Annotated in this window: 19 protein-coding genes; 14 read left to right on the forward strand and 5 right to left on the reverse strand. The window is 67.5% G+C overall.

Annotation, left to right across the window (positions count from 1 at the left end):
- Positions 1–111: 111 nt before the first annotated feature.
- From OSH07_RS21885 to OSH07_RS21900, 4 genes are all read left to right on the forward strand, one after another.
- Entirely contained in the window at positions 112–1188 is a 1077-nt protein-coding gene (locus OSH07_RS21885) for a class II aldolase/adducin family protein (RefSeq protein ID WP_266340824.1), read from the forward strand.
- Positions 1189–1199: 11 nt separating this feature from the next.
- Positions 1200–2570 (forward strand): FGGY-family carbohydrate kinase, encoded by a 1371-nt coding sequence (locus OSH07_RS21890; RefSeq protein ID WP_266340825.1) that lies wholly within the window; start codon positions 1200–1202, stop codon positions 2568–2570.
- 76 nt (positions 2571–2646) lie between these two features.
- Positions 2647–2961, forward strand: coding sequence for an L-rhamnose mutarotase (gene rhaM, locus OSH07_RS21895; protein WP_266340826.1), 315 nt, complete (start codon positions 2647–2649; stop codon positions 2959–2961).
- An 11-nt stretch (positions 2962–2972) separates the two neighbouring features.
- A complete protein-coding gene (locus OSH07_RS21900; RefSeq protein ID WP_266340827.1) occupies positions 2973–4352 on the forward strand; it encodes an FGGY-family carbohydrate kinase in 1380 nt (459 codons plus the stop codon).
- A 137-nt stretch (positions 4353–4489) separates the two neighbouring features.
- On the opposite strand, the gene OSH07_RS21905 is transcribed toward OSH07_RS21900, so the two are convergent.
- Complete coding sequence (locus tag OSH07_RS21905; RefSeq protein WP_266340828.1) at positions 4490–5329, reverse strand: MurR/RpiR family transcriptional regulator; 840 nt, start codon at positions 5327–5329, stop codon at positions 4490–4492.
- 164 nt (positions 5330–5493) lie between these two features.
- Between OSH07_RS21905 and OSH07_RS21910 the strand changes: the two genes are divergently transcribed.
- From OSH07_RS21910 to OSH07_RS21945, 8 genes are all read left to right on the forward strand, one after another.
- Complete coding sequence (locus OSH07_RS21910; protein ID WP_266340829.1) at positions 5494–6318, forward strand: N-formylglutamate amidohydrolase; 825 nt, start codon at positions 5494–5496, stop codon at positions 6316–6318.
- Positions 6319–6506: 188 nt separating this feature from the next.
- Positions 6507–8078 carry an amino acid permease gene (locus OSH07_RS21915; RefSeq protein WP_266340846.1) on the forward strand — a complete coding sequence of 524 codons (1572 nt, stop codon included), beginning with the start codon at positions 6507–6509 and terminating at the stop codon, positions 8076–8078.
- 178 nt (positions 8079–8256) lie between these two features.
- Positions 8257–9621: a glutamine synthetase family protein gene (locus OSH07_RS21920; protein ID WP_266340830.1), complete on the forward strand. Its 1365-nt coding sequence runs from the start codon at positions 8257–8259 to the stop codon at positions 9619–9621.
- 30 nt (positions 9622–9651) lie between these two features.
- A complete protein-coding gene (locus OSH07_RS21925) occupies positions 9652–11055 on the forward strand; it encodes an aldehyde dehydrogenase family protein (RefSeq protein WP_266340831.1) in 1404 nt (467 codons plus the stop codon).
- A gap of 81 nt (positions 11056–11136) precedes the next feature.
- A complete protein-coding gene (locus tag OSH07_RS21930) occupies positions 11137–12312 on the forward strand; it encodes an iron-containing alcohol dehydrogenase (protein ID WP_266340832.1) in 1176 nt (391 codons plus the stop codon).
- An 81-nt stretch (positions 12313–12393) separates the two neighbouring features.
- The gene (locus OSH07_RS21935; protein WP_266340833.1) at positions 12394–13329 is read left to right on the forward strand and encodes a sugar kinase; all 936 of its coding nucleotides are present in this window, start codon (positions 12394–12396) and stop codon (positions 13327–13329) included.
- The gene (locus OSH07_RS21940; protein WP_266340834.1) at positions 13326–14558 is read left to right on the forward strand and encodes a lipase; all 1233 of its coding nucleotides are present in this window, start codon (positions 13326–13328) and stop codon (positions 14556–14558) included. The genes OSH07_RS21935 and OSH07_RS21940 overlap by 4 nt, the downstream gene beginning before the upstream one ends.
- Positions 14559–14567: 9 nt before the next feature.
- Positions 14568–15158, forward strand: a complete 591-nt coding sequence (locus OSH07_RS21945) for a protein-S-isoprenylcysteine O-methyltransferase (protein ID WP_266340835.1) — start codon at positions 14568–14570, stop codon at positions 15156–15158.
- Positions 15159–15349: 191 nt separating this feature from the next.
- Here OSH07_RS21945 and OSH07_RS21950 read toward each other — a convergent pair whose 3' ends face one another.
- Genes OSH07_RS21950 through OSH07_RS21965 form a run of 4 tightly spaced genes read right to left on the reverse strand, consistent with a single transcriptional unit; the run spans position 15350 to position 18304 of the window.
- The gene (locus OSH07_RS21950) at positions 15350–16336 is read right to left on the reverse strand and encodes a metal ABC transporter substrate-binding protein (protein ID WP_266340836.1); all 987 of its coding nucleotides are present in this window, start codon (positions 16334–16336) and stop codon (positions 15350–15352) included.
- A gap of 30 nt (positions 16337–16366) precedes the next feature.
- Positions 16367–17239 carry a metal ABC transporter permease gene (locus OSH07_RS21955; RefSeq protein WP_266340837.1) on the reverse strand — a complete coding sequence of 291 codons (873 nt, stop codon included), beginning with the start codon at positions 17237–17239 and terminating at the stop codon, positions 16367–16369.
- On the reverse strand, positions 17239–17991 hold the full coding sequence (locus tag OSH07_RS21960) for a metal ABC transporter ATP-binding protein (protein WP_266340838.1): 753 nt from the start codon (positions 17989–17991) through the stop codon (positions 17239–17241). The genes OSH07_RS21955 and OSH07_RS21960 overlap by 1 nt, the downstream gene beginning before the upstream one ends.
- A gap of 7 nt (positions 17992–17998) precedes the next feature.
- The gene (locus tag OSH07_RS21965; protein ID WP_266340839.1) at positions 17999–18304 is read right to left on the reverse strand and encodes a hypothetical protein; all 306 of its coding nucleotides are present in this window, start codon (positions 18302–18304) and stop codon (positions 17999–18001) included.
- A gap of 469 nt (positions 18305–18773) precedes the next feature.
- Here OSH07_RS21965 and OSH07_RS21970 point away from each other — a divergent pair, with 469 nt between their 5' ends.
- Together OSH07_RS21970 and OSH07_RS21975 are read left to right on the forward strand one after the other, a co-directional pair.
- Complete coding sequence (locus OSH07_RS21970; protein WP_266340840.1) at positions 18774–19274, forward strand: hypothetical protein; 501 nt, start codon at positions 18774–18776, stop codon at positions 19272–19274.
- A 49-nt stretch (positions 19275–19323) separates the two neighbouring features.
- Positions 19324–20589, forward strand: coding sequence for an imelysin family protein (locus OSH07_RS21975; protein ID WP_266340847.1), 1266 nt, complete (start codon positions 19324–19326; stop codon positions 20587–20589).
- Positions 20590–20613 lie beyond the last annotated feature (24 nt).

Below are 20613 nucleotides of genomic sequence, written 5' to 3' on the forward strand. Positions count from 1 at the left end.
GGATCGCAACCCCTCACCCGTCGCTTCGCGCCGACCTCTCCCATGAGGAGAGGTGAAGAAAGCGCGGCTCGGCGCCTCCACCTCACGAAACTGCCATCGACTGCCCATCGCATGCCCACCGGAGCCGGACCTTTGACGACGCTGCAAGACGACCCTGAATTCGCCTCCCTTCGCCGGTTCTCGGCCCGCCTCGGCAAGGATCCGCTGCGCACGCAGGCCGCCGGCGGCAATACCTCGCTGAAGCGCGACGGCGTGCTCTGGGTCAAGGCCTCCGGCACCTGGCTCGCCGAGGCGGAGGAACGCGACATCTTCCTGCCGGTCTCGCTGCCGCCGCTCCTCGACGCCATCCACGCCAATGACGAGCGCGCCGCCAAGGCGACCGATTTCGTCGTCGCCGATGCCAATCCGCTTGGCCTGCGCCCCTCGGTGGAAACCTCGGTGCATGCCGTGCTGCCGCAGGACGCGGTGCTGCACATCCACTGCGTCGAGACGGTCGCGCGGGTGGCGCGCGCCGACGCGCGCGACCAGATCGCGGCCCGGCTCGACGGGCTCGAAGGCATCATCTGGTCCTATGTGCCCTATGTGAAGCCGGGCCTGCCGCTGGCGCGCGAGATCGACGCGGTCTCGCCGCCCGGCACCAATGTCGTCCTGCTCGGCAATCACGGCCTGATCGTCGCCGCCGACACGGTCGAGGCGGCCGTCCGGCTCATCGAGCGCGTCGGCGAGGCGCTGGCCGAACCGGCACGCCCGGCGCCGGCAGGCGATCTCGGGGCGCTCGAGGCGCTGGCCGAGGGCTCGCCCTATCGCCTGCCGGACGATCCGGCGGCGCACGCGACCGCGACGGACCCGGCCCGCCTCGCCATCGCGGCGCGCGGCACGCTCTATCCCGACCACGTCGTCTTCCTCGGCAGCGGCACGGCGGTGCTGGCCGAAGGCGATACGCCCGCCGCCGTCGCCAAGCGCGCGGCGCTGCCGCCGATGCTTCTCGCCGTCCCCGGCAAGGGCGTGCTGATCCACCGCGACGTGCTGCGCGGCGGCGACGCGCTCGCCCGGGCGCTCGCCGAGGTGACGGGACGGATCGCCGCCGACGCGCCGCTCCGTTTCCTCACCATCGACGAGGAGCAGGAGCTGGTGACCTGGGACGCGGAGATCTATCGCCGCTCGCTTGCCGGCGCCTCGAAGCGCTGACGGACCGCATCATGCAAAAGGCCGTCGCCGTCCTCGACATCGGCAAGTCGAACGCCAAGCTCGCGCTGCTCGACCTCGACACGCGCGAAATCCTCGCCATCCGCACCCGCAGGAACACGGTCCGGCCGGGCCCGCCCTATCCGCATTTCGACGTCGACGGCATCTGGGACTGGTTCCTCGAAGGCTTGGCCGAGTTTTCCAGGGAGGCCGAGATCACGGCGATCTCGACGACGACGCATGGCGCCGCGATCGCGGTGCTCGGCGAGGACGGGCTGGCGCTGCCGGTGCTCGACTACGAGCATCCCGGCCCGGACGAGTTCGCCGACGACTACCGTTCCGCACGCGGCGATTTCGCCGAGATCCTGTCGCCCGACCTGCCGGGCGGCCTCAATGCCGGGCGGCAGTTGTTCTGGCTGGCGCGCCGCTTCCCGGCGGAATTCGCCAAAGCGAAGGCGATCGTCCCCTATCCGCAATACTGGGTCTGGCGGCTGACCGGAAAGCGGGTTGCCGAGGCGACCTCGTTCGGCGCGCATAGCGACCTCTGGAACGGCCGCGACCAGACCTATTCGCGGCTCGCCGACGAACAGGGCTGGACGGCGCTGTTTCCACCCCGCCTCGCTGCCTGGGACAGGGTGGGCCCGGTGCTGCCGGAGATCGCGGAGCGGACGGGGCTGTCGCCGGAGTGCCGCGTCGTCGCCGGCATCCACGATTCGAACGCCAGCCTGCTGCCGCACATCCTGGCACGGCCCCTGCCCTTCACGGTGATCTCGACCGGCACCTGGATGATCTCGTTCGCCGCCGGCGGCAGCCTCGACCACCTGCATCCCGAGCGCGGCGGCCTCGCCTATGCCGACGCCTTCGCCCGGCCGGTGCCTTCAGCCATGTCGATGGCGGGCCGCGAGTTCGAGATCCTGACCGAGGGCAAGGCTGCCGAGCCTTCCGAGGCGGACACCCGTTCCGTGATCGAGCGCCGCGTCATGGCGCTGCCGGGCTTCGTCGCCGGCAACGGCCCGTTCGGACGCCGCAAGGGCAGCTGGTCGATCGACCCGGCGACGCTCCCGCCCGGCGAACGCACCGCCGCCGCCAGCCTCTATGTCGCGCTCGTCGCCGAAACCTGCCTGACCCTGACCGGCGCGCAGGGACCGGTGCTGATCGAGGGCCCCTTCGCCAAGAACCGGCTGTTTCTGTCGGCGCTGGCGGCGCTGGTCGACCGTCCCGTCATCGGCCGTCCCGACGCCACGGGAACGACGGAAGGCGCGGCGCTGCTTGCCGACGGCCCGGACCATCCCCACGCCGCCGCGCCCGACCCGGCGCCGGCCGAACCGCTCGGCGGCGATTTCGCCGCCTATGCGGCGCTGTGGAAGAAGCTGGCGGAAAGCTGAGCGCCGTCATCACCCTTTGCCCCCTGAACTGGTATGGTCGCTTGGACTCGTGCAGCCATCGGCCCAGGAGACTTCCGTGCAGAAATACGCCTTCAAGATGCAGCTTCATCCGGGCCAGGAAGCCGAATACAAGCGCCGCCACGACGAGATCTGGCCGGAGCTGTCGGCGCTGCTGAAGGAAGCCGGCGTCTCGGACTATTCGATCCATCTCGACCGCGAGACCTCGACGCTGTTCGGCGTGCTGTGGCGCACCGACGACCACGGCATGGACGCGCTGCCGAGCCATCCCGTCATGCAGCGCTGGTGGGCCTACATGGCCGACATCATGGCCTCGCACCCCAATAACGAGCCGATCGCAACGCCGCTCGAAACCGTCTTCCATCTGCCGTGAGCGCCGCCAACATGACCGCCGCAAAACCCAGGGCCACCGTCGTCATCGACATCGGCAAGACCAACGCCAAGCTGGCGCTGGTCGACGAGGCGACCCGCGAGATCATCGCACTCCGCACCACCGTCAACGAGGTCCTGACCGAGGGGCTCTATCCACATTTCGACGTCGAGCGGATCTGGAAATGGATCCTCGCCGGCTTGACCGAATTTGCCGCCGAAGCCGAGATCGGCTGCATCTCGACCACGACGCATGGCGCTGCGATCGCGGTCACCGACGGCCACGACCTGGTCATGCCGATCCTCGATTATGAGTTCAAGGGACCGGATTCGGTCGCCGAGATCTACCGCACCCAGCGCGGCGCCTTCTGGGAGACGCTATCGCCGGACCTGCCGGGCGGCCTCAATGTCGGGCGGCAGCTTTTCTGGCAGGAGCGGACCTATCCCTCCGCCTTCAGCCGCGCGAAGACAATCCTGTTCTACCCGCAATTCTGGGTCTGGCGGCTGACCGGCGTCGCCGTCAGCGAGCCGACCACGCTCGGTTGCCACACCGATCTCTGGAACCCCGAGGCCGGCACCTTCTCGCGCCTCGCCGACGACCATGGCTGGTCGAAGCTGTTCGCGCCGCTGGTGCGCCCGTGGGACACGGCCGGCACCATCAAGCTGGAGCTCGCGGCGAAGACAGGCCTGCCGCCCGATTGTCGCGTCGTCGCCGGAATCCATGATTCGAACGCCAGCCTGCTGCCGCACATCCTGCGCCGGCGCGCACCGTTCTCGGTGATCTCGACCGGGACCTGGATGATCTTCTTCGCCGTCGGCGGCTCGATCGCCGATCTCGACCCGGCGCGCGACTGCCTCGCCAATGTCGACGCGCTCGGCCGCGCCATACCCTCGGCCCGCTTCATGGCCGGTCGCGAATATTCGATCCTGACCGAGGATTCGAAGGCAGTACCGACCGAGGCGGAGATCGCTCGCGTCATCGACGAGAAGATCATGGCGCTGCCGTCCTTCGCGCCCGGCACCGGCCCCTTCGCGTTTCGCGAAGGGCACTGGAGCCACGACCCGGCGACCTTGTCACCCGGCGAGAAGGTGGCGGCGGCCAGCCTCTATTGCGCGCTCGTCGCCGAAGCCTGCCTGCAGCTCACCGGCGCCGCCGGCCCGATCGTCGTCGAGGGCCCGATCTCGCGCAACGCGCTGTATCTGTCGGCGCTGACGACCATTGTCGGACGGCCGGTCATCGCCCGCACCGACACCACCGGCACCACGGAAGGCGCAGCGCTGCTGGCGAACGGCCCGGAAGGCGTCGGCGCCGGGCTGCCGGACGCCGAACCGGCGCTGCCGCTGGAGCGCGATCTCGAGGCCTATGCCACGGCCTGGCGCGAAACGACCGACTAAGATGTCTTCACCTAGCGAAGCTCCGGGTGAGGGGTTGAGATCCGTCCGCTGAGGCCTGAACCCCTCACCCGCCGACCTGTGGTCGTCGACCTCTCCCCATGGGAGAGGTGAAGGAAGGTGCCTTGTGGAACCCGTCCTCAACCGCCGCGGCGGAGGCGCTCCAGCGCCTCCAGCCGGCCCCTCGCGGCGCCGCCCTGCTCTGCCACCGCGGCCGTCAGCGCCTCGGCGAGCAGGAGCAGGCCGGCGCTCGAATCCCACACGGACGGCGCCGGCACATGCGCCGGCAGGACGTGGCGGGCGACCTTGGAGATGGGCGACAGCCACTGGTCGGTGATCAGGATGATACGGGCGCCACGCCCCGCCGCCCGCTCGGCGAAGCCGATCAGATCGTCGGAATAGCGCCTTATGTCGAACAGGACGATCACGTCCTGCTTGCCGATGTCAAGCAGCCGGTCGAACCACGCCGCCGGCTGGCCCTCGATGTGCTGCACCTGCGGGCGCAGCACGCGCAGATGCGCCGCCATATAAGCGGCGATCGCGTCTGTGAAGCGACCGCCAAGCAGATGCAACGGCCGCCGGGGATCGGCGATCAGCCGCACCGCCGCGTCGAACTCTTCACGCGGCACGTTTTCCGCCGTCGCGCGCAGATTGGCGATCGCGGCCCGCGCGAAGGTGTCGAGCGGGTCCCCGTCCCGCCGCGTGCCGCCCTTGGTCAGCGGCGTCTCGCGCTGCGCCGCCAGCTCGGCCTTGAGCCCGTCCTGGAACGCGCCGTAGCTGGCAAAGCCGAGCTTGGCGATCATCCGCAGCACGGTCGGCGCACTGACTCCGGCCGCCTCGCCGAAGCGCGCTGCCGTATCGAGCCCGGCCATCGGATACTCGGCCAGCAGCCGGTGCGCCGCCCGACGTTCATTCGGCGTCAGCCGCCCGATGTCGCGCCTCAGCCGCTCCGCGATCGACGCGCCCCCGTCGCTCTCCATGCCGCTTCGTCCCTCGTTGCCGCTTCGGAAGGCAGATGACGCCCGCATTTCAGAATTGACGCGCCCCAACCACCCTGTAACGTATATTTCAGTTCGGCGGGATCGGGGAGTCGGACAATGTCGCCGCGCAGCGGGAACTGCGCTCCGGTCGGGGGGATCGGATCATGACGAACGGCCTTGGAGGCGCGGCAGGGGTGGCGGCAGCGCCGCTGCTCGCGCCCGGCGAACCCGCCGTGGTGGACGTCCGCGACGTTCCCGGCGGCCCCTTCGTCTTTCTCTGCGAACATGCATCGAACCGGCTGCCGCGTGCCCTCGGCACCCTTGGCCTGCCGGCCGAGGCGCTGCAGCGCCACATCGCGTGGGACCCCGGCGCCGCCGCGATGACGCTCGGCCTGCAGGAGAAACTCGGCGGGCCGGCGATCCTGCAGAACTATTCGCGCCTGGTCATCGACTGCAATCGCGAGCCGAGCCTGCCCGATGCGATCACGGCGCTTTCGGAGACGACGCGGATCCCCGGCAATGAGCATCTGGGCGGAACCGTGCGGCAGCAGCGCGTCGACACGATCTGGATGCCCTTCCATGCCGCGATCGACGAGCTCGCCGAGGCGCGGATCGCTTCCGGCAAGGCCACCGTCATCGTCACGCTCCATTCCTTCACGCCGGTCTATCGCGACGTGTCGCGGCCCTGGCATGTCGGCATCATCTCGTCCGGCGACCGCCGCTTCGCCGAGCCGATGCTGGCGGCGCTCAAGCGCGATCCCGCCCTCGTCGTCGGCGACGACGAGCCATATTCGGCCCGGGACAATGTCGACTACACGATCCGCCGGCACGGCTTCGACCGCGGCCTGCCACATGTGATGATCGAGGTCCGCAACGATCTCGTCCGCACGCCGAGCGACGTCGCCGGCTGGGTCGATCGCCTCGCGGCAGCCCTGATCGAGAGCGCCGGGGCAATCGGAGTTCCGGCCGTAGCCGGACAGATGGACTGAGGGAGACAACGTCGCCACAGAGAGCGGCGGGACAAGTGCAGGATGGGCCGAACGGCGGAGACCGGAAGCCCGACACTATCCGAGCGGCCCAACACCGCGCGGCACGGAACAGAGGGGAACTTCATCGATCCACCGCGGCAGGGCTGCGGCCGGACGACAACAGTGACGGGAGCACTTTGATGAGCCATATCGAGGGGTATACCGAAAGCGACCAGAAGGCGGACATCCACGTCCTCCACTCCATGGGCTACGCCCAGGAGCTCGAGCGGCGGATGAGCCGCTTCTCGAACTTCGCGATCTCGTTCTCGATCATCTGCATTCTGTCGGGCGGCATCAACTCGCTCGCCCAGGCAACGTCGGGCGCGGGCGGCGCCGGCATCGGCATCGGCTGGCCGATCGGCTGCCTGATCTCCGGCGTCTTCGCGCTCGCCATGGCGCAGATCAGCTCGGCCTATCCTACCGCCGGCGGCCTCTACCATTGGGGCTCGATCCTCGGCAACCGCTTCACCGGCTGGGTCACGGCCTGGTTCAACCTGCTCGGCCTGGTGACCGTGCTCGGCGCCATCAATGTGGGCACCTACTACTTCTTCGTCGGCGCCTTCGGCCCGACTTTCGGCTGGGAAGACACCACCGCGTCGCGGGTGATCTTCCTGGCCATCCTGACCGGCGCGCAGGCGCTGATCAACCACATGGGCATCGGCCTCACCGCCAAGCTCACCGACTTCTCCGGCTACCTGATCTTCGTAACCGCCGTGGTGCTGGCGATCGTCTGCCTCATCGCGGCGCCGGGGTATGATTTCGGCCGGCTGTTCACCTTCGCCAACTATTCCGGCCAGGCGACGGTCGCCGCCGACGGCACGCTGACCGGCGCCCCGGTCTGGCCGGCCGTCTCCGAATGGTGGGTGTTCCTGCTCGGCCTGCTGCTGCCGATCTATACGATCACCGGCTACGACGCCTCGGCCCATACCTCCGAGGAGACCGTCAAAGCGGCCCATTCGGTGCCGCGCGGCATGGTCATGTCGGTCGTCTGGTCGGCGGTGTTCGGCTACATCATGCTCTGCTCCTTCGTGCTGATGATCCCGAACATGGACGACGCCGCCAAGCAGGGCTGGAACGTCTTCTTCTGGGCGATGGACGCCCAGGTGAACCCGGTGGTGAAGACGATCCTCTATGTGGCGATCTTCATCTCGCAGTTCCTCTGCGGCCTGGCGACCGTCACCTCGGTGTCGCGCATGATCTTCGCCTTCTCGCGCGATGGCGGCCTGCCGGCCTCGCGGGCGCTGTCGAAGGTCAGCCCCCGATACCGCACCCCGGTGGCGGCGATCTGGACGGGCGCGACGCTGGCGGTGCTGTTCGTCTGGGGCTCCTCGATCGTCTCGATCGGCGACACGCCGGTCTATTCGATCGTCGTCTCCTGCACCGTCATCTTCCTGTTCTTCTCGTTCATCATCCCGATCGTGCTGGGCCTCTTCACCTACGGCACCTCGAAATGGCCGGCGATGGGCCCGTGGAACATGGGCCGCGGCCTGTTCACGCTGTTCAGCATCCTCTCCGTCATTTCGATGGTGCTGATCTTCGTCATCGGCGTGCAGCCGCCGAACGAATGGGCGCTCTACATCACGATCGGATTCCTGGTTCTGACCGGCATCATCTGGCTCGCCTTCGAGAGCCGCCGCTTCCAGGGCCCGCCGATCGGCGACGTCATCGCCAAGCGGCAGGCCGAGATCGCGGCGGCCGAAAAGGCGGTCGGCCAGCGCTAGCCTTCGAAAGCGGGCGGCTCCGGCCGCCCGCCCCCCTGCCCGGCAGGCCGCCAGCCGGCGGTCTCGCCGCACAAATGAAGCTCACCTCTTCTCCCAGCCGCTCGCGGCACCGGAGGATGGCCGGGTCCTCCCGCCATTTTCGCGGAGAAGCGCTCGACGGATCGAACAAGGAACTGCCATGCCCGGAAACCTGACGCTGAATGAGCTCGAAGCGGCGATCGCCGACGGCTCGATCGACACCGTGATCGTCGCCTTCCCCGACATGCAGGGCCGCCTCGTCGGCAAGCGCTTCACCGGCCGCTTCTTCCTCGACAGCGCCATCAAGGAAACGCATGCCTGCAACTACCTGCTGACGGTCGACATCGATATGGAGCCGGTGCCCGGCTACAAGGCGGCGAGCTGGGAACAGGGCTATGGCGATTTCGTGCTGAAGCCCGACATCGACACGCTGCGCCGCATCCCCTGGCTCGACGGCACGGCGCTGATGCTGGCGGATGTCTGCGACCATCACGGCGAGGAACTGGCGCACGCGCCGCGCTCGATCCTGAAGGCGCAGCTGAAGCGGCTGGCCGAACGCGACATGAAGGCGTTCTTCGCCTCCGAGCTCGAATTCTACGCCTTCGACGAAACCTATGAGACGGCGGGCCACAAGCGCTGGCACGGCCTCAAGACGATGGGCAACTACATCGAGGACTACCACATCCTCCAGACCACCAAGAATGAGCCGCTGCTGCGCGCCATCCGCAACGGCCTGATGGGCGCCGGCATCCCGGTCGAGAACTCGAAGGGCGAATGGGGCCCGGGCCAGGAAGAGGTCAACATCCGCTATGCGGAGGCGCTCGAAATGGCCGACTGGCACGTCATCATGAAGAACGGCATCAAGGAGATCGCCCATCTGCAGAACCGCGCCGTCACCTTCATGGCGAAGTGGCGCTACGACCTTGCCGGCTCGTCCTCGCACATCCACTCCTCGCTCTGGGACGCCAGCGGCAAGGTGGCGCTCTTCGCCGATGCCGGCGATCCGCTCGGCATGTCGGCGACGATGAAATCCTGGCTCGCCGGCCACCTCGCCCATGCCGGCGAGATGACCGCCTTCCTCGCGCCCTACATCAACTCCTACAAGCGCTTCCAGGTCGGCACCTTCGCGCCGACCAAGGCGGTCTGGTCGGTCGACAACCGCACCGCCGGCTTCCGCGTCGTCGGCGAGGGCAAGTCGGTCCGCACCGAATGCCGCATCGGCGGCTCGGACCTCAACCCCTACATCGCCTTCGCCGGCCTGATCGCGGCGGGCCTCGCCGGCATCGACGAGAAGCTGGAGCTGGAGCCCGCCTTCGCCGGCGACGCCTATTACGGCGCCAACCTGCGCGAGGTGCCGAAGACGCTGCGCGACGCCATCACCGCGCTCGACGGCTCCAAGGTGCTGCGCGCCGCGCTCGGCGACGAAGTGGTCGAGCACTACCTGCACACCGCCCGCTGGGAACAGTTCGAATATGATCGTCGCGTCACGGATTGGGAGTTGCAGCGCGGCTTCGAGCGGTATTGAGTCGGCGCCGTCGCTGCGAGGAATAGAACCATGAACGCCCCCGTCCTGAAGATCATCACGCCGGTCGACGGCTCGGTCTATGCCGAGCGGCCGCTCGCCACCGAAGCCGAGGTCCTCGCCACGCTCGAAAAGGCGAAGGCGGCGCAGCGCGACTGGCGCGCCGTCGCCATCGCCGAACGGGAAAAGATGGCGACCGCCTTCGTCGACGCCATGGTGGCGGAGAAGGACAAGGTGGCCGAGCTGATCGCCTGGCAGATGGGCCGGCCGATCCGCTATGGCCATGGCGAGATGCGCGGCTTCGAGGAACGCGCCCGCTACATGATCGCCATCGCGGCGAAATCGCTGGCCGACATCGACGCCGGCCCGAAGGAAGGCTTCAAGCGCTATATCCGCCGCGAGCCGCTCGGCGTCTGTTTGAACCTGCCGGCCTGGAACTTCCCCTACATGACGGCGCTCAACGCCGTGCTGCCGGCGATCCTCGCCGGCAACACGGTCGTCATGAAGCATTCGAGCCAGACGGCGCTGGTCGCCGAGCACTTCGCCTCCGCCTTCGCCAAGGGCGGACTGCCGGCGGACGTGTTCCAGTTCGTCAACATGACCCACGAGACGACCGACAAGGTGATCCGCTCCGGCCTCGTCGACCAGGTCGGCTTCACCGGCTCGACCGCAGGCGGCCGCAACATCATGGCCTCCGTCGCCGGCGCCCCCAATTTCCCGGCCACCTGCCTCGAGCTCGGCGGCAAGGATCCGGCCTATGTCCGGCCCGACGTCAACCTCGCCTTCGCGGTCGAGAACATCGTCGATGGCGGCTTCTTCAATTCCGGCCAGTCCTGCTGCGCCATGGAGCGCGTCTATGTACACGAGGCGGTCTATGACCGCTTCGTCGAGGGCGTCGTCGCCACCGTCAACGCCTACAAGCTCGGCAGCCCGACCGACCCGGAAACGACGCTCGGCCCGGTCGTGCGCGCATCCGCCGCCGCCTTCATCCAGGGCCAGATCGACGAGGCCGTGCATCAGGGCGCCAAGGCGCTGATCGACCCGAAGCATTTCCCGGCGGCGAAGGCAGGCACGCCCTATCTGGCGCCGCAGGTGCTGGTCGATGTCGACCACTCGATGCGGGTGATGACGGAAGAGACCTTCGGCCCGGCCTTCGGCATCATGAAGGTGAAGTCGGACGAGGAAGCCATCCGTCTGATGAACGATTCCGAATTCGGCCTGACAGCCGCGATCTGGACCGAGGACGTCGCCGCGGCGGAAGCGATCGGCGACCGGATTGAGACCGGCACCGTGTTCATGAACCGCTGCGACTATGTCGATCCGGCGCTCGCCTGGACCGGCGTCAAGGCGACCGGCCGCGGCGCCAGCCTGTCCGAGGTCGGCTACGAGCAACTGACCCGGCCGAAGAGCTTTCATCTCCGCACCAAGACCGACTAGCCGGTCTCGCCACGCATCCCGACCGAGCCGGCGCGTTCCGAACGCTGCCGCCGCAAGAAACAGACGCCAAGGATACGCTCCATGCTCGACAACTACGCCTCGCTGAACGCGAACTGGTCCTATCCCACCGCCATCCGCTTCGGCGCTGGCCGCATCGCCGAGCTGCCGGCGGCGCTGACGGCAACGGGAATCAGGAAGCCGCTCTTCGTCACCGATCCCGGCCTCGTCGCCCTGCCGATCGTCCAGAAGACGCTGGCGATCCTCGACGCCGCCAACGTCGAATATGCCGTCTTCTCCAAGGTCGACGGCAATCCGACGCTCGCCAATCTCGACGACGGCCTCGCGGTCTACAAGGCGGGCGGCCATGACGGCGTCGTCGCCTTTGGTGGCGGCTCGGCCATGGATATCGGCAAGACCATCGCCTTCATGTCGGGCCAGACGCGGCCGGTGTTCGATTTCGAGGACCGCGCCGACTGGTGGACCCGCGCCGACCCGAAGGGCATCGCGCCGATCATCGCCGTACCGACGACGGCCGGCACCGGCTCGGAAGTCGGCCGCGCCTCGGTCGTCACCGATCCGTCCGACCACACCAAGAAGATCATCTTCCATCCGCTGATGCTGCCGAAGGTGGTGATCTCCGACCCGGAGCTGACCGTCGACCTGCCGGCGAAGATCACGGCCTGGACCGGCATGGACGCGCTGTCGCATTCGCTGGAAGCCTGGTGCAGCCCGTTCTTCCATCCGCTGTCGGCCGGCATCGCCCTCGAAGGCATGCGGCTGGTCAAGGACTGGCTGCCCAAGGCGGTCAAGGACGGCAAGGACATCACGGCGCGCTCGCAGATGCTGATCGCCTCGTCGATGGGCGCGGTCGCGTTCCAGAAGGGCCTCGGCGCCATGCACGCGATGAGCCATCCGAGCTCCAGCCTGCGCGGCACGCATCACGGCCTGACCAACGCCGTCGTCATGCCCTATGTGCTCGCCTTCAACGCCGGGGCGATCGAGGAGAAGCTGGCGGCCGCCGCCCGCTATCTCGACCTGCCAGGCCAGAGCGCGACCAGCTTCGTCGACTGGGTGCTGGCGATCCGCGAGGAACTCGGCATCCCCCACACGCTGAAGGAAATCGGCGTCGACGAATCGGTTTTGCCAGAAGCGGCCCGCATGGCCGAGCTCGACCCCTCGACGGGCGGCAATCCCGTGCCGGTCGTGGCGGCCGATTACGAGGTTCTGTTCCGGAACGCGATCAACGGCAGGCTCTGAAGGCGCTGTCGCGCGCCGCGGCCTTGCACCGCCGCGCGCGACACGCCATGAAGGGCAACATTCGCCTCCGGAGACTTGTAAATGCCCAGCCCTGTTCAGAGCCCCGACATCGTCTGCATTGGCGAGCCTCTGTTCGAACTCAACCAGGCCAAGGGCTCCGAGGCGTTCCTGCCGGGTCACGGCGGCGATACCTCGAACTGCGCGATCGCGGCGGCGCGCCAGGGCGCATCCGTCGGCTATGTGACGGCCGTCGGCGATGACAATTTCGGCCATTCCTTCCTCGATCTCTGGAAACGGGAAGGCGTCGATACCAGCGCCGTCAAGCTCGACCGCGCCGCCCCGACCGGGATCTATTTCGTCACCCACGGCCCCTCGGGCCATGTGTTCTCCTATCGCCGCGCCGGCTCGGCCGCGAGCCGGATGACGCCGGAAGAGCTGTCGCTTGACTACATCCGCGGCGCCAAGGTGATCCACACCTCCGGCATCAGCCAGGCGATCTCCTCGCAGGCCGCCGACGTCGTCTTCGCCGCCTTGCGCGCCGCGCGGGAGGCCGGCAGGATCGTCTCCTACGACACCAATCTGCGCCTCCGCCTTTGGCCGATCGACCGCGCCCGCGCCGTCATCCATGCCGCGGCGGCGCTGGCCGACATCCTGAAGACCAGCTCCGACGACGCGGCCGAGCTGACCGGTGAAACCGATCCCGACAAGATCGCCGATTTCTATCTCGGCCTCGGTCCGAAGATCGTCATCGTCACCATGGGCGCCGAGGGCGCGCTGGTGGCGACGCCGGAAAAGCGCATGGTGATCCCGGCGATCCCGGTGAAGCCGGTCGACGCGACGGGCGCCGGCGACACGTTCGACGGTTCGTTCCTGACCGAATATCTGCGCTCGGGCGACGTCTTCGCCGCCGCGCGCTATGCCAATGCCGCCGCCGGCCTCGCTACCGAGGGTTATGGCGCCGTGGCGCCGATGCCGACCCGCAGCGCGGTCGAGACGGCCCTCGCCAGCCGAAAATGACGACGCGCGAACCGGTCAACGCTCCCGTGATGGAGCCCGCGGCGGGAGTCTCGTCTCCGTTTCGCCGTGGCGTGCTCTATCTCGGCGGCTATGACCCGGTCGCGCCGGAGAAGTTCTTTGGCCGGCTGGCGCGCGAGCTCGGCCATTTCCGCGAGACCTGGGGCGTCGCGGCGACCCCGGCTCCCGCCCGCCCCTCCGACGACGGCCAGGTCTGGCGCACCGAGATCGAGACCCGTGGCGACGGCTGGAACGCCGTCACCGATTTCCGCCTGCTCGCCTGGGACGACCTGGTAAAGGGCGACTTCGCCCGGCCGATCTGGCAGCGCATCCCGCTGTCGCTCGGCCTGCTGGCGGATTTCCTCTTCTCCGGAACCATCCTGCGCTATTTCCTCGCCGCTTGGCGATTCGGGCTCTACTTCGTCGCGCCGTTCTTCTTTTCGCTGCTGTTCGTCGTCGTCGCCGCGATCGCCGCCGCGCTGGTGCTACGGATCGACCACTGGAGCGCGCCCTGGATCGCGCCGGCGCTTTTCCTGGCGGTCTATCTATGCCTGATGCGCTGGCCGGGAAATCGGTGGTTCGTCAGCCACTTGCTCGATGCGCGCGTGTTCATGGGCGAGTATATGCGCGGCGGAAGGGCCGACATGGAAGCCCGCGTCGATCGTTTCGCGCGCGAGATCGTCGACCTGGCGGCAACGCCCGGCCTCACCGAACTGCTGATCATCGGCCACAGCCAGGGCAGCGTGTTCGCGCTGGAATCACTGGAGCGGGCGCTGGCGCTCGATCCCGACCTCGCCCGTCGCGGGCCGCCGATCTCGGTGATGACCGTCGGCTCCTGCGTGCTGCAGCTCGGCCTGCACCCGGCCGCCCGCACGCTGCGCGCCCGCGCCCAGCGCCTGCTGGAAGAGCGCGGCATCGAGTGGCTGGAGTTCCAGACGCTGACCGACGTTGTGAACTTCTACAAGACCGATCCGGCCCGGCTGATGCGGCTCCAGCCCTCGCCCGGCCGCACCTTTCCGCATGTGATCAATGTCCGCATCCGCGAAATGCTGCAGCCGACGGACTACAGCCGCATCCGCAACAGCCTTTTCCGTGTGCACTATCAGTTCGTCATGGGAAACACGCGCCGCTACTTCTATGATTTCTTCCTGATTTGCTGTGGTCCGGTCGGCCTGCGCGAGCGCTTCTCCCTGCAGAAGCCGCCGCAGGAGTCGGATCGTCCGGGAACCTGAGGAGACGACATGACGCAATCTGCCGCCACCATCTGCTGGGCTCTCGGACTGGTGATCTGGTTCATCATCCGCTACCCGCACCAGCGCCGGGCCCGCAAGCACGCCATCGTCGACTCGCGCGACCGCGCCAGCCAGCAGTCGCTGGTGGCAATCTCCGTCGTCGGCGTAGGGCTGGTGCCGGCGATCTGGGCGCTGACGGGCATGGGCTTTCCGGAAGGCGCCAACCTGCCCTTCTCGCCTGTCGTCGCCTATGCCGGCATCGTGGCGATCGTCGCCTATCTCTGGTTCTTCTATCGCAGCCACAAGGATCTCGGCCACAACTGGTCGGCGACGCTGGAGATCCGCGCCAAGCACACGCTGGTGACCACCGGCGTCTATCACTATGTCCGCCACCCGATGTATGTGTCGTTCTGGCTGATGGCGGTGGCGCAGGCGCTGTTGCTGCAGAACTGGTTCGTCGGCCTCGCCGGCCTGGTCGGCATCGGCATCCTGTATTTCTTCCGCGTGAAGAAGGAAGAAAAGCTGATGCTGGATACGTTCGGCCGCGTCTATCGCGATTACGCCAGCAAGACGGCCCGGCTGATCCCGTATATCTACTGACCTGTCAGCCGAGACGACATCAACCAACGAAAAGCCGTCATCCCGGGCTTGACGCGGGATCCATGCAGCCGGGGCATCGGGTGTTCCGCATGGCAGGGCTTCGCCGGCATGGATCCCTGCTTTCGCGGGGATGACGCCGCGTGTGGAGCGAGCGCCAGCGATTTGCCGGCGCTCGTCGATCATCGGAGGACTCAGCTGCCCTTCATCGCCGCGAGCAGCTTGGCGCCGTTGTTCTCGAACATCTTCAGATAGGTCGGGGCCGGGCCATCCGGCGGCGACAGCGCGTCGGAGAAGAGTTCGCCGCCGATCGTCACGCCGGTCTCGCGGGCGATCTGGTTCAGGAGGCGCGGGTCGGTGATGTTCTCGGCGAAGAGCGCCGTGATCTTCTCCGCCTTGATCTGGCGGATGATCTTGGCGACGTCGGCGGCCGAGGCCTCGCTTTCCGTGCTCACCCCTTCCGGCGCCACGAACTGGATGCCATAGGCATCGGCGAAATAGCCGAAGGCGTCATGGCTGGTGACGAGCTTGCGCCGCTCGGCCGGCACCTTCGCAAACTCCGTCTTCAAGTTGGCGTCGATGGCCTTCAGCGCCGAAGCGAGCGCGTCGCCCTTCGCCTTGTAGTCCGCCGCATGGTCGGGATCCGCCGCCGACAGGCCGGCAACGATGTTCTGCACATAGAGAACGCCGTTCAGCGGGTTCTGCCAGGCATGCGGATCGACGCTGTGCGAATGGCCTTCATGCGCCGCGTGATCATGGCCGTCATGATCATGGCCCGCCTCGGCCTTCGCCTCCGGCTTGTCGTGATCATGACCCTCCTCTTCTTCCGCGCCCGTCCAGGCGATCGGCTTCACGCCTTCGGTGGCGATCACCTTCTCGCCCTTGAAGCCGGAAACGGAGATGAGCCGGCCGAGCCAACCCTCGAGGCCAAGGCCGTTCTCGACCAGGACCGCCGCGCCGCCCATGGCCTTGGCATCGGCCGGGCTCGGCTCGAAGGTGTGAGCGTCGCCATTCGGGCCGACGAGGGTACGGACCTCGACATGGTCGCCGCCGATCTCGCTCGCCAGGTCGCCGAGCACGGAGAAGGTGGCGACAACCTTGATCTTGCTGTCGGCGGCCTGGGCCGGCAGCGCCGTGCTCAGGGCAAGCGCCGCCGCGATGAGCCAAATGCTTGACTTCATTGGGTAGTTCTCCTGCATTGAAAGTAGAATTCAGCCCCTCAGGTGCCTCGCCCGCAGGGCCTGACTGGCAAAGCTGCCGTGTCGCCCCGCAAGAATGGAGAGAGCATGGACGGCGCCGGCCGCCAGGATGATGGCCGGCGATGTCGGCAGTTCGCCGTGATAGGAAACGAGCAGTCCGACCAGCGACGAGCCGATGCCGATCACCGCCGAGGCGACTATCTGGCCGGGCACGCTCTCGCTCCAGAAGCGGGCCGAGGCGGCCGGCAGCACGATCAGTCCGACCACCATCAGCGTGCCGAGCGCGTTGAAGCCACCGACCAGGTTGAGCACGACCAGCGCCAGGAACAGAAAATGCGCGAGACCGCCGGCGCCGCCGACGCTCTTCAGGAAGCCGGGATCGAAGCATTCGGCGACCAGCAGCCGATAAATCAGGGCGAGCGACAGCAAGGTCACCGTGGCGATGCCGCCGATCAGGTAGATCGACGGATCATCCAGCGCCAGCACGTTGCCGAACAGCACATGCAGGAGGTCGATGTTCGAGCCCTTGATCGAGACGATCATCACGCCGAGCCCCAGCGAGACGAGATAGAAGGCGGCGAAGCTCGCGTCCTCGCGCAGCGGCGTCGTGCGGGCGATGGCGCCGGCGCCGAGCGCCACCAGCAGCCCGGCAGCGACGCCGCCGACCGTCATCGCGAACAGCGAGAAGCCGGAGAGCAGGAAGCCGATGGCGGCCCCCGGCAGGATCGCATGGGCCATCACATCGCCCATCAGGCTCATCCGGCGCAGCACCAGGAAAACGCCGATCGGCGCGCCGGAAATCGACAGCGCGATACAGCCCATCAGCGCGCGGCGCATGAAGCCGAACTCGAGGAACGGTCCAAGGATCAGGTCATAGAGGGCCATCAGGCGGGCATCTCGCACAGTTCGGCATTGTCTTCGAACGCCTCGTGCAAATGCCGGGCGCGGGCGAGATTGGCGTCGGTCATAACCTCGGTCGTCGGCCCCCACGCGACCATTTCGCGGGCCAGAAGCAGCGTCTCGGGAATGCGCTCGCGCACGAGGTCGATATCGTGCAGCACGGTGACGACGGTGCGACCGTCGGCATGCCAGCCGGAGATCAACGCCAGCAGATCCTCGCAGGTGCGCGCGTCGATCGCGGTGAAGGGCTCGTCGAGCAGGATCAGCTTCGTGTCCTGCAACAGCAGCCGCGCGAACAGGGCGCGCTGGAACTGCCCGCCGGAAAGCGTGCCGATGATGCGGTCCTCGAAGCCGGTGAGGCCGACGGCGGCCAGCGCCGCCTCGACCGCGCCGAGCTGCTTGCGGCCGATCGACGAGAAGATGCCGGCCTTGCGCCAGAGGCCCATGGCGGCAACGTCGAGCACCCGCATCGGGAACGAGCGGTCGAGCGCGCTCTGCTGCGGCAGGTAGCCGATGTCGTTGCGACCGACGCCCTCGAGCGAGATGCGGCCGCTGTCCGGCTTGATCAAGCCGACGATGCCCTTCAGCAGCGTCGACTTGCCGGCGCCGTTCGGCCCGAAGATCGCCGTGAACGACCCTGGCTCGAAGGTGCCCGAGACGTGGTGCACCGCCGGATGGCGGCGATAGGAAAGCGTCAGGTTGTCGAGCCGGATCGACGGTGCGGTGCGCTTCAGCATGTCGACCTCAGGAAACCGCCCAGAAGATGCCGAGCCAGATCAGGCCGACGAGCAGCGCGGCGATCACCAGCCGCTCGACCGCCGAGGCGAGGAACATGGAACGCCTGTAGGAACGCGGCAGCGCTGTATCGAAGTCGCGCGCCACTGGCGCTCCGGCCGCGTGCGAATGCACATGGCCCAGGTCATGATCATGGGGACGGCCATGGCCCTTGCCTTCATGGTCGTGGCCTTCGTGACTATGGGCATGATCGCGGCCGGGCGAGACCGGAATAGGGTCGCCCTTCGCCGCCATGCCTGGAATTGCATTCGCCATCGCCGGTCCGTCCGCTGCTGACTGCAAGTGTTATGTTATATCATTTCAGGCACTGCAAGGCCCGGCGCGCGGAATTTTGCGGGATCGGGTGCGGCGCAATGGCAGAGAATGCCGGCGGAGCGGGATCGCCGGGAAAACCCGACCGTCCCCCAGCGACGCTTGCGGCGCGCGGTCGCGGCAGAGCCGCCGCTTCCGCTCGTCCGGCAATTCCCCAAGCCGATCAAGAACTCAGCAACACTTTGCAACAGAAGGCTGGAATTAGAATAATTTCAGGGTGTTACATATTCTTGACTCGGAAACTCAACAGGTCCAAACGTCGCCCATCCGCGCCACGCTGGCTGTGACGCTTTGACGGCAGGTTTCCCGCCTGTCGCTTGGAGTGGACGATGGACCTGACCGACCGATTTGCGCCCCCGCGTCCCGCCGAGCGCGCCCAAGCCCGATACGCTCCTGCCGAGGAAATGCGCTGATGGCGACGCGCCTTCCCGCCGGATCCGACACTCGCTATCTCGAACGGCAGCCGGAAAGGCTCGTCGTCGAGGGCCTGCGCCGCTGGATGCAGGGTTGCGAGCGCGGCTCGGTGACATGCTGGGAGCTGGCCGCCAGCCTCTATGCCGAGGAACTGGGCGCCGCCGACGGCCGCCGCGTCCTCGCCGCGCTGGCGCGATGGGTCGAGGCCATCCGCGGCGGCATGGACCGTCCCGCCGGCCTGTCGCCGTCGCTGAGCCCGCGGCTCTGCCTCGACGAATGCTGCGCCGTCTCGATGATCGCCGCCTGCCAGAACCATGACGACGACACCCTGCTCGGCGCACTGGAGCGCCTGGTCGCGCCGGAGGGCCGCGCCGACGTCATCCGCGCCACCCAGCGTTTCGCCGAAACCCTCGCCGAGACGGGGCAGATTCTCATTCCGGTGCCGGGAGCCGTGATCCGCGAGATCGCAGGTCGCCCCTGCCGCCGCCACTATCACTGAATTCACCGCACGATATTCACGCACGGAGACGATTGTGAACCTCAAGAAGATGCTCCTCGCCGCCACGGCCGCGCTCGCCCTTTCGGGCGCCGTCCCGGCCTTCGCCGCCGACGCCCCGGCTGCCAGCGCCGTGCTAAAGACCTATGGCGACATCGCCCAGGCCAAGTTCGAGGATGCGCTCACCACGGCCAAGGCCCTGAACGTCGCCGTCGACGCACTGATCGCCAACCCATCCGACGCGACGCTCGCCGCCGCCCGCGACGCCTGGAAGGCTGCCCGGCCGTCCTACCAGCAGACCGAGGTCTACCGCTTCGGCAACGCCATCGTCGATGACTGGGAAGGCCGCGTGAACGCCTGGCCGCTCGACGAAGGGCTGATCGACTATGTCGACGCCAAGTCCTATGGCGACAGCTCGGATTCGAACCCGCTCTATACCGCCAACGTCATCGCCAACAAGACGCTGCAGATCGGCCCGGACAAGGTCGACGCGACGGAGATCAACGCCGACCTGCTGCACAAGCTGCAAGAAGCCGGCGACGTCGAGGCGAATGTCGCCACCGGCTACCACGCGATCGAGTTCCTGCTCTGGGGCCAGGACCTGAACGGTACCGGCCCGGGCGCCGGCAACCGTCCGGCGACCGACTACGACACCAAGAACTGCACCAACGGCAATTGCGATCGCCGCGCTGCCTATCTGAAGGCCGCGACCGACCTGCTCGTTTCCGACCTCGAGGAAATGGTCGCCAACTGGCAGCCGGAGGGCGAAGCCCGCAAGCAGCTTTCCGAGAAGGGCGACGAGGGCGGCCTCGCCACCATCCTGACCGGCATCGGCTCGCTCTCCTATGGCGAACTGGCCGGCGAGCGCATGAAGCTCGGCCTGATCCTGCACGATCCGGAAGAGGAGCATGACTGCTTCTCCGACAACACCGCCAACAGCCACTATTACGATCAGGTCGGCATGGTCTCGGCCTGGCAGGGCAAGTACACCCGCGCCGACGGTTCCGTCGTCGAGGGTCCGAGCATCCGCGAACTGGCCGCGGCCAAGAACGCCGACGCCGCCAAGCGCGTCGATGAGGCGCTGGCCAATACCTCGGCCAAGATGCAGGTCCTGAAGGACACGTCCGACAAGGGCGAGGCCTATGACCAGATGATCGGCGCGGACAATCCCAAGGGCAACGCCATCGTCCAGGAAGCCATTGACGGCCTGATCGGCCAGACCCGCGCGGTCGAAGCCGTCGTCGCCGCCCTGGGCCTGAAGATCGAAGTCGAAGGCTCCGACAGCCTCGACAATCCCGACGCCGTCGGCGCCGAGTAAGGCCACAATCTGCCGCTAGTCGAG

It is taken from the genome of Kaistia nematophila (genome assembly GCF_026343855.1).
GTDB lineage: Bacteria > Pseudomonadota > Alphaproteobacteria > Rhizobiales > Kaistiaceae > Kaistia > Kaistia nematophila.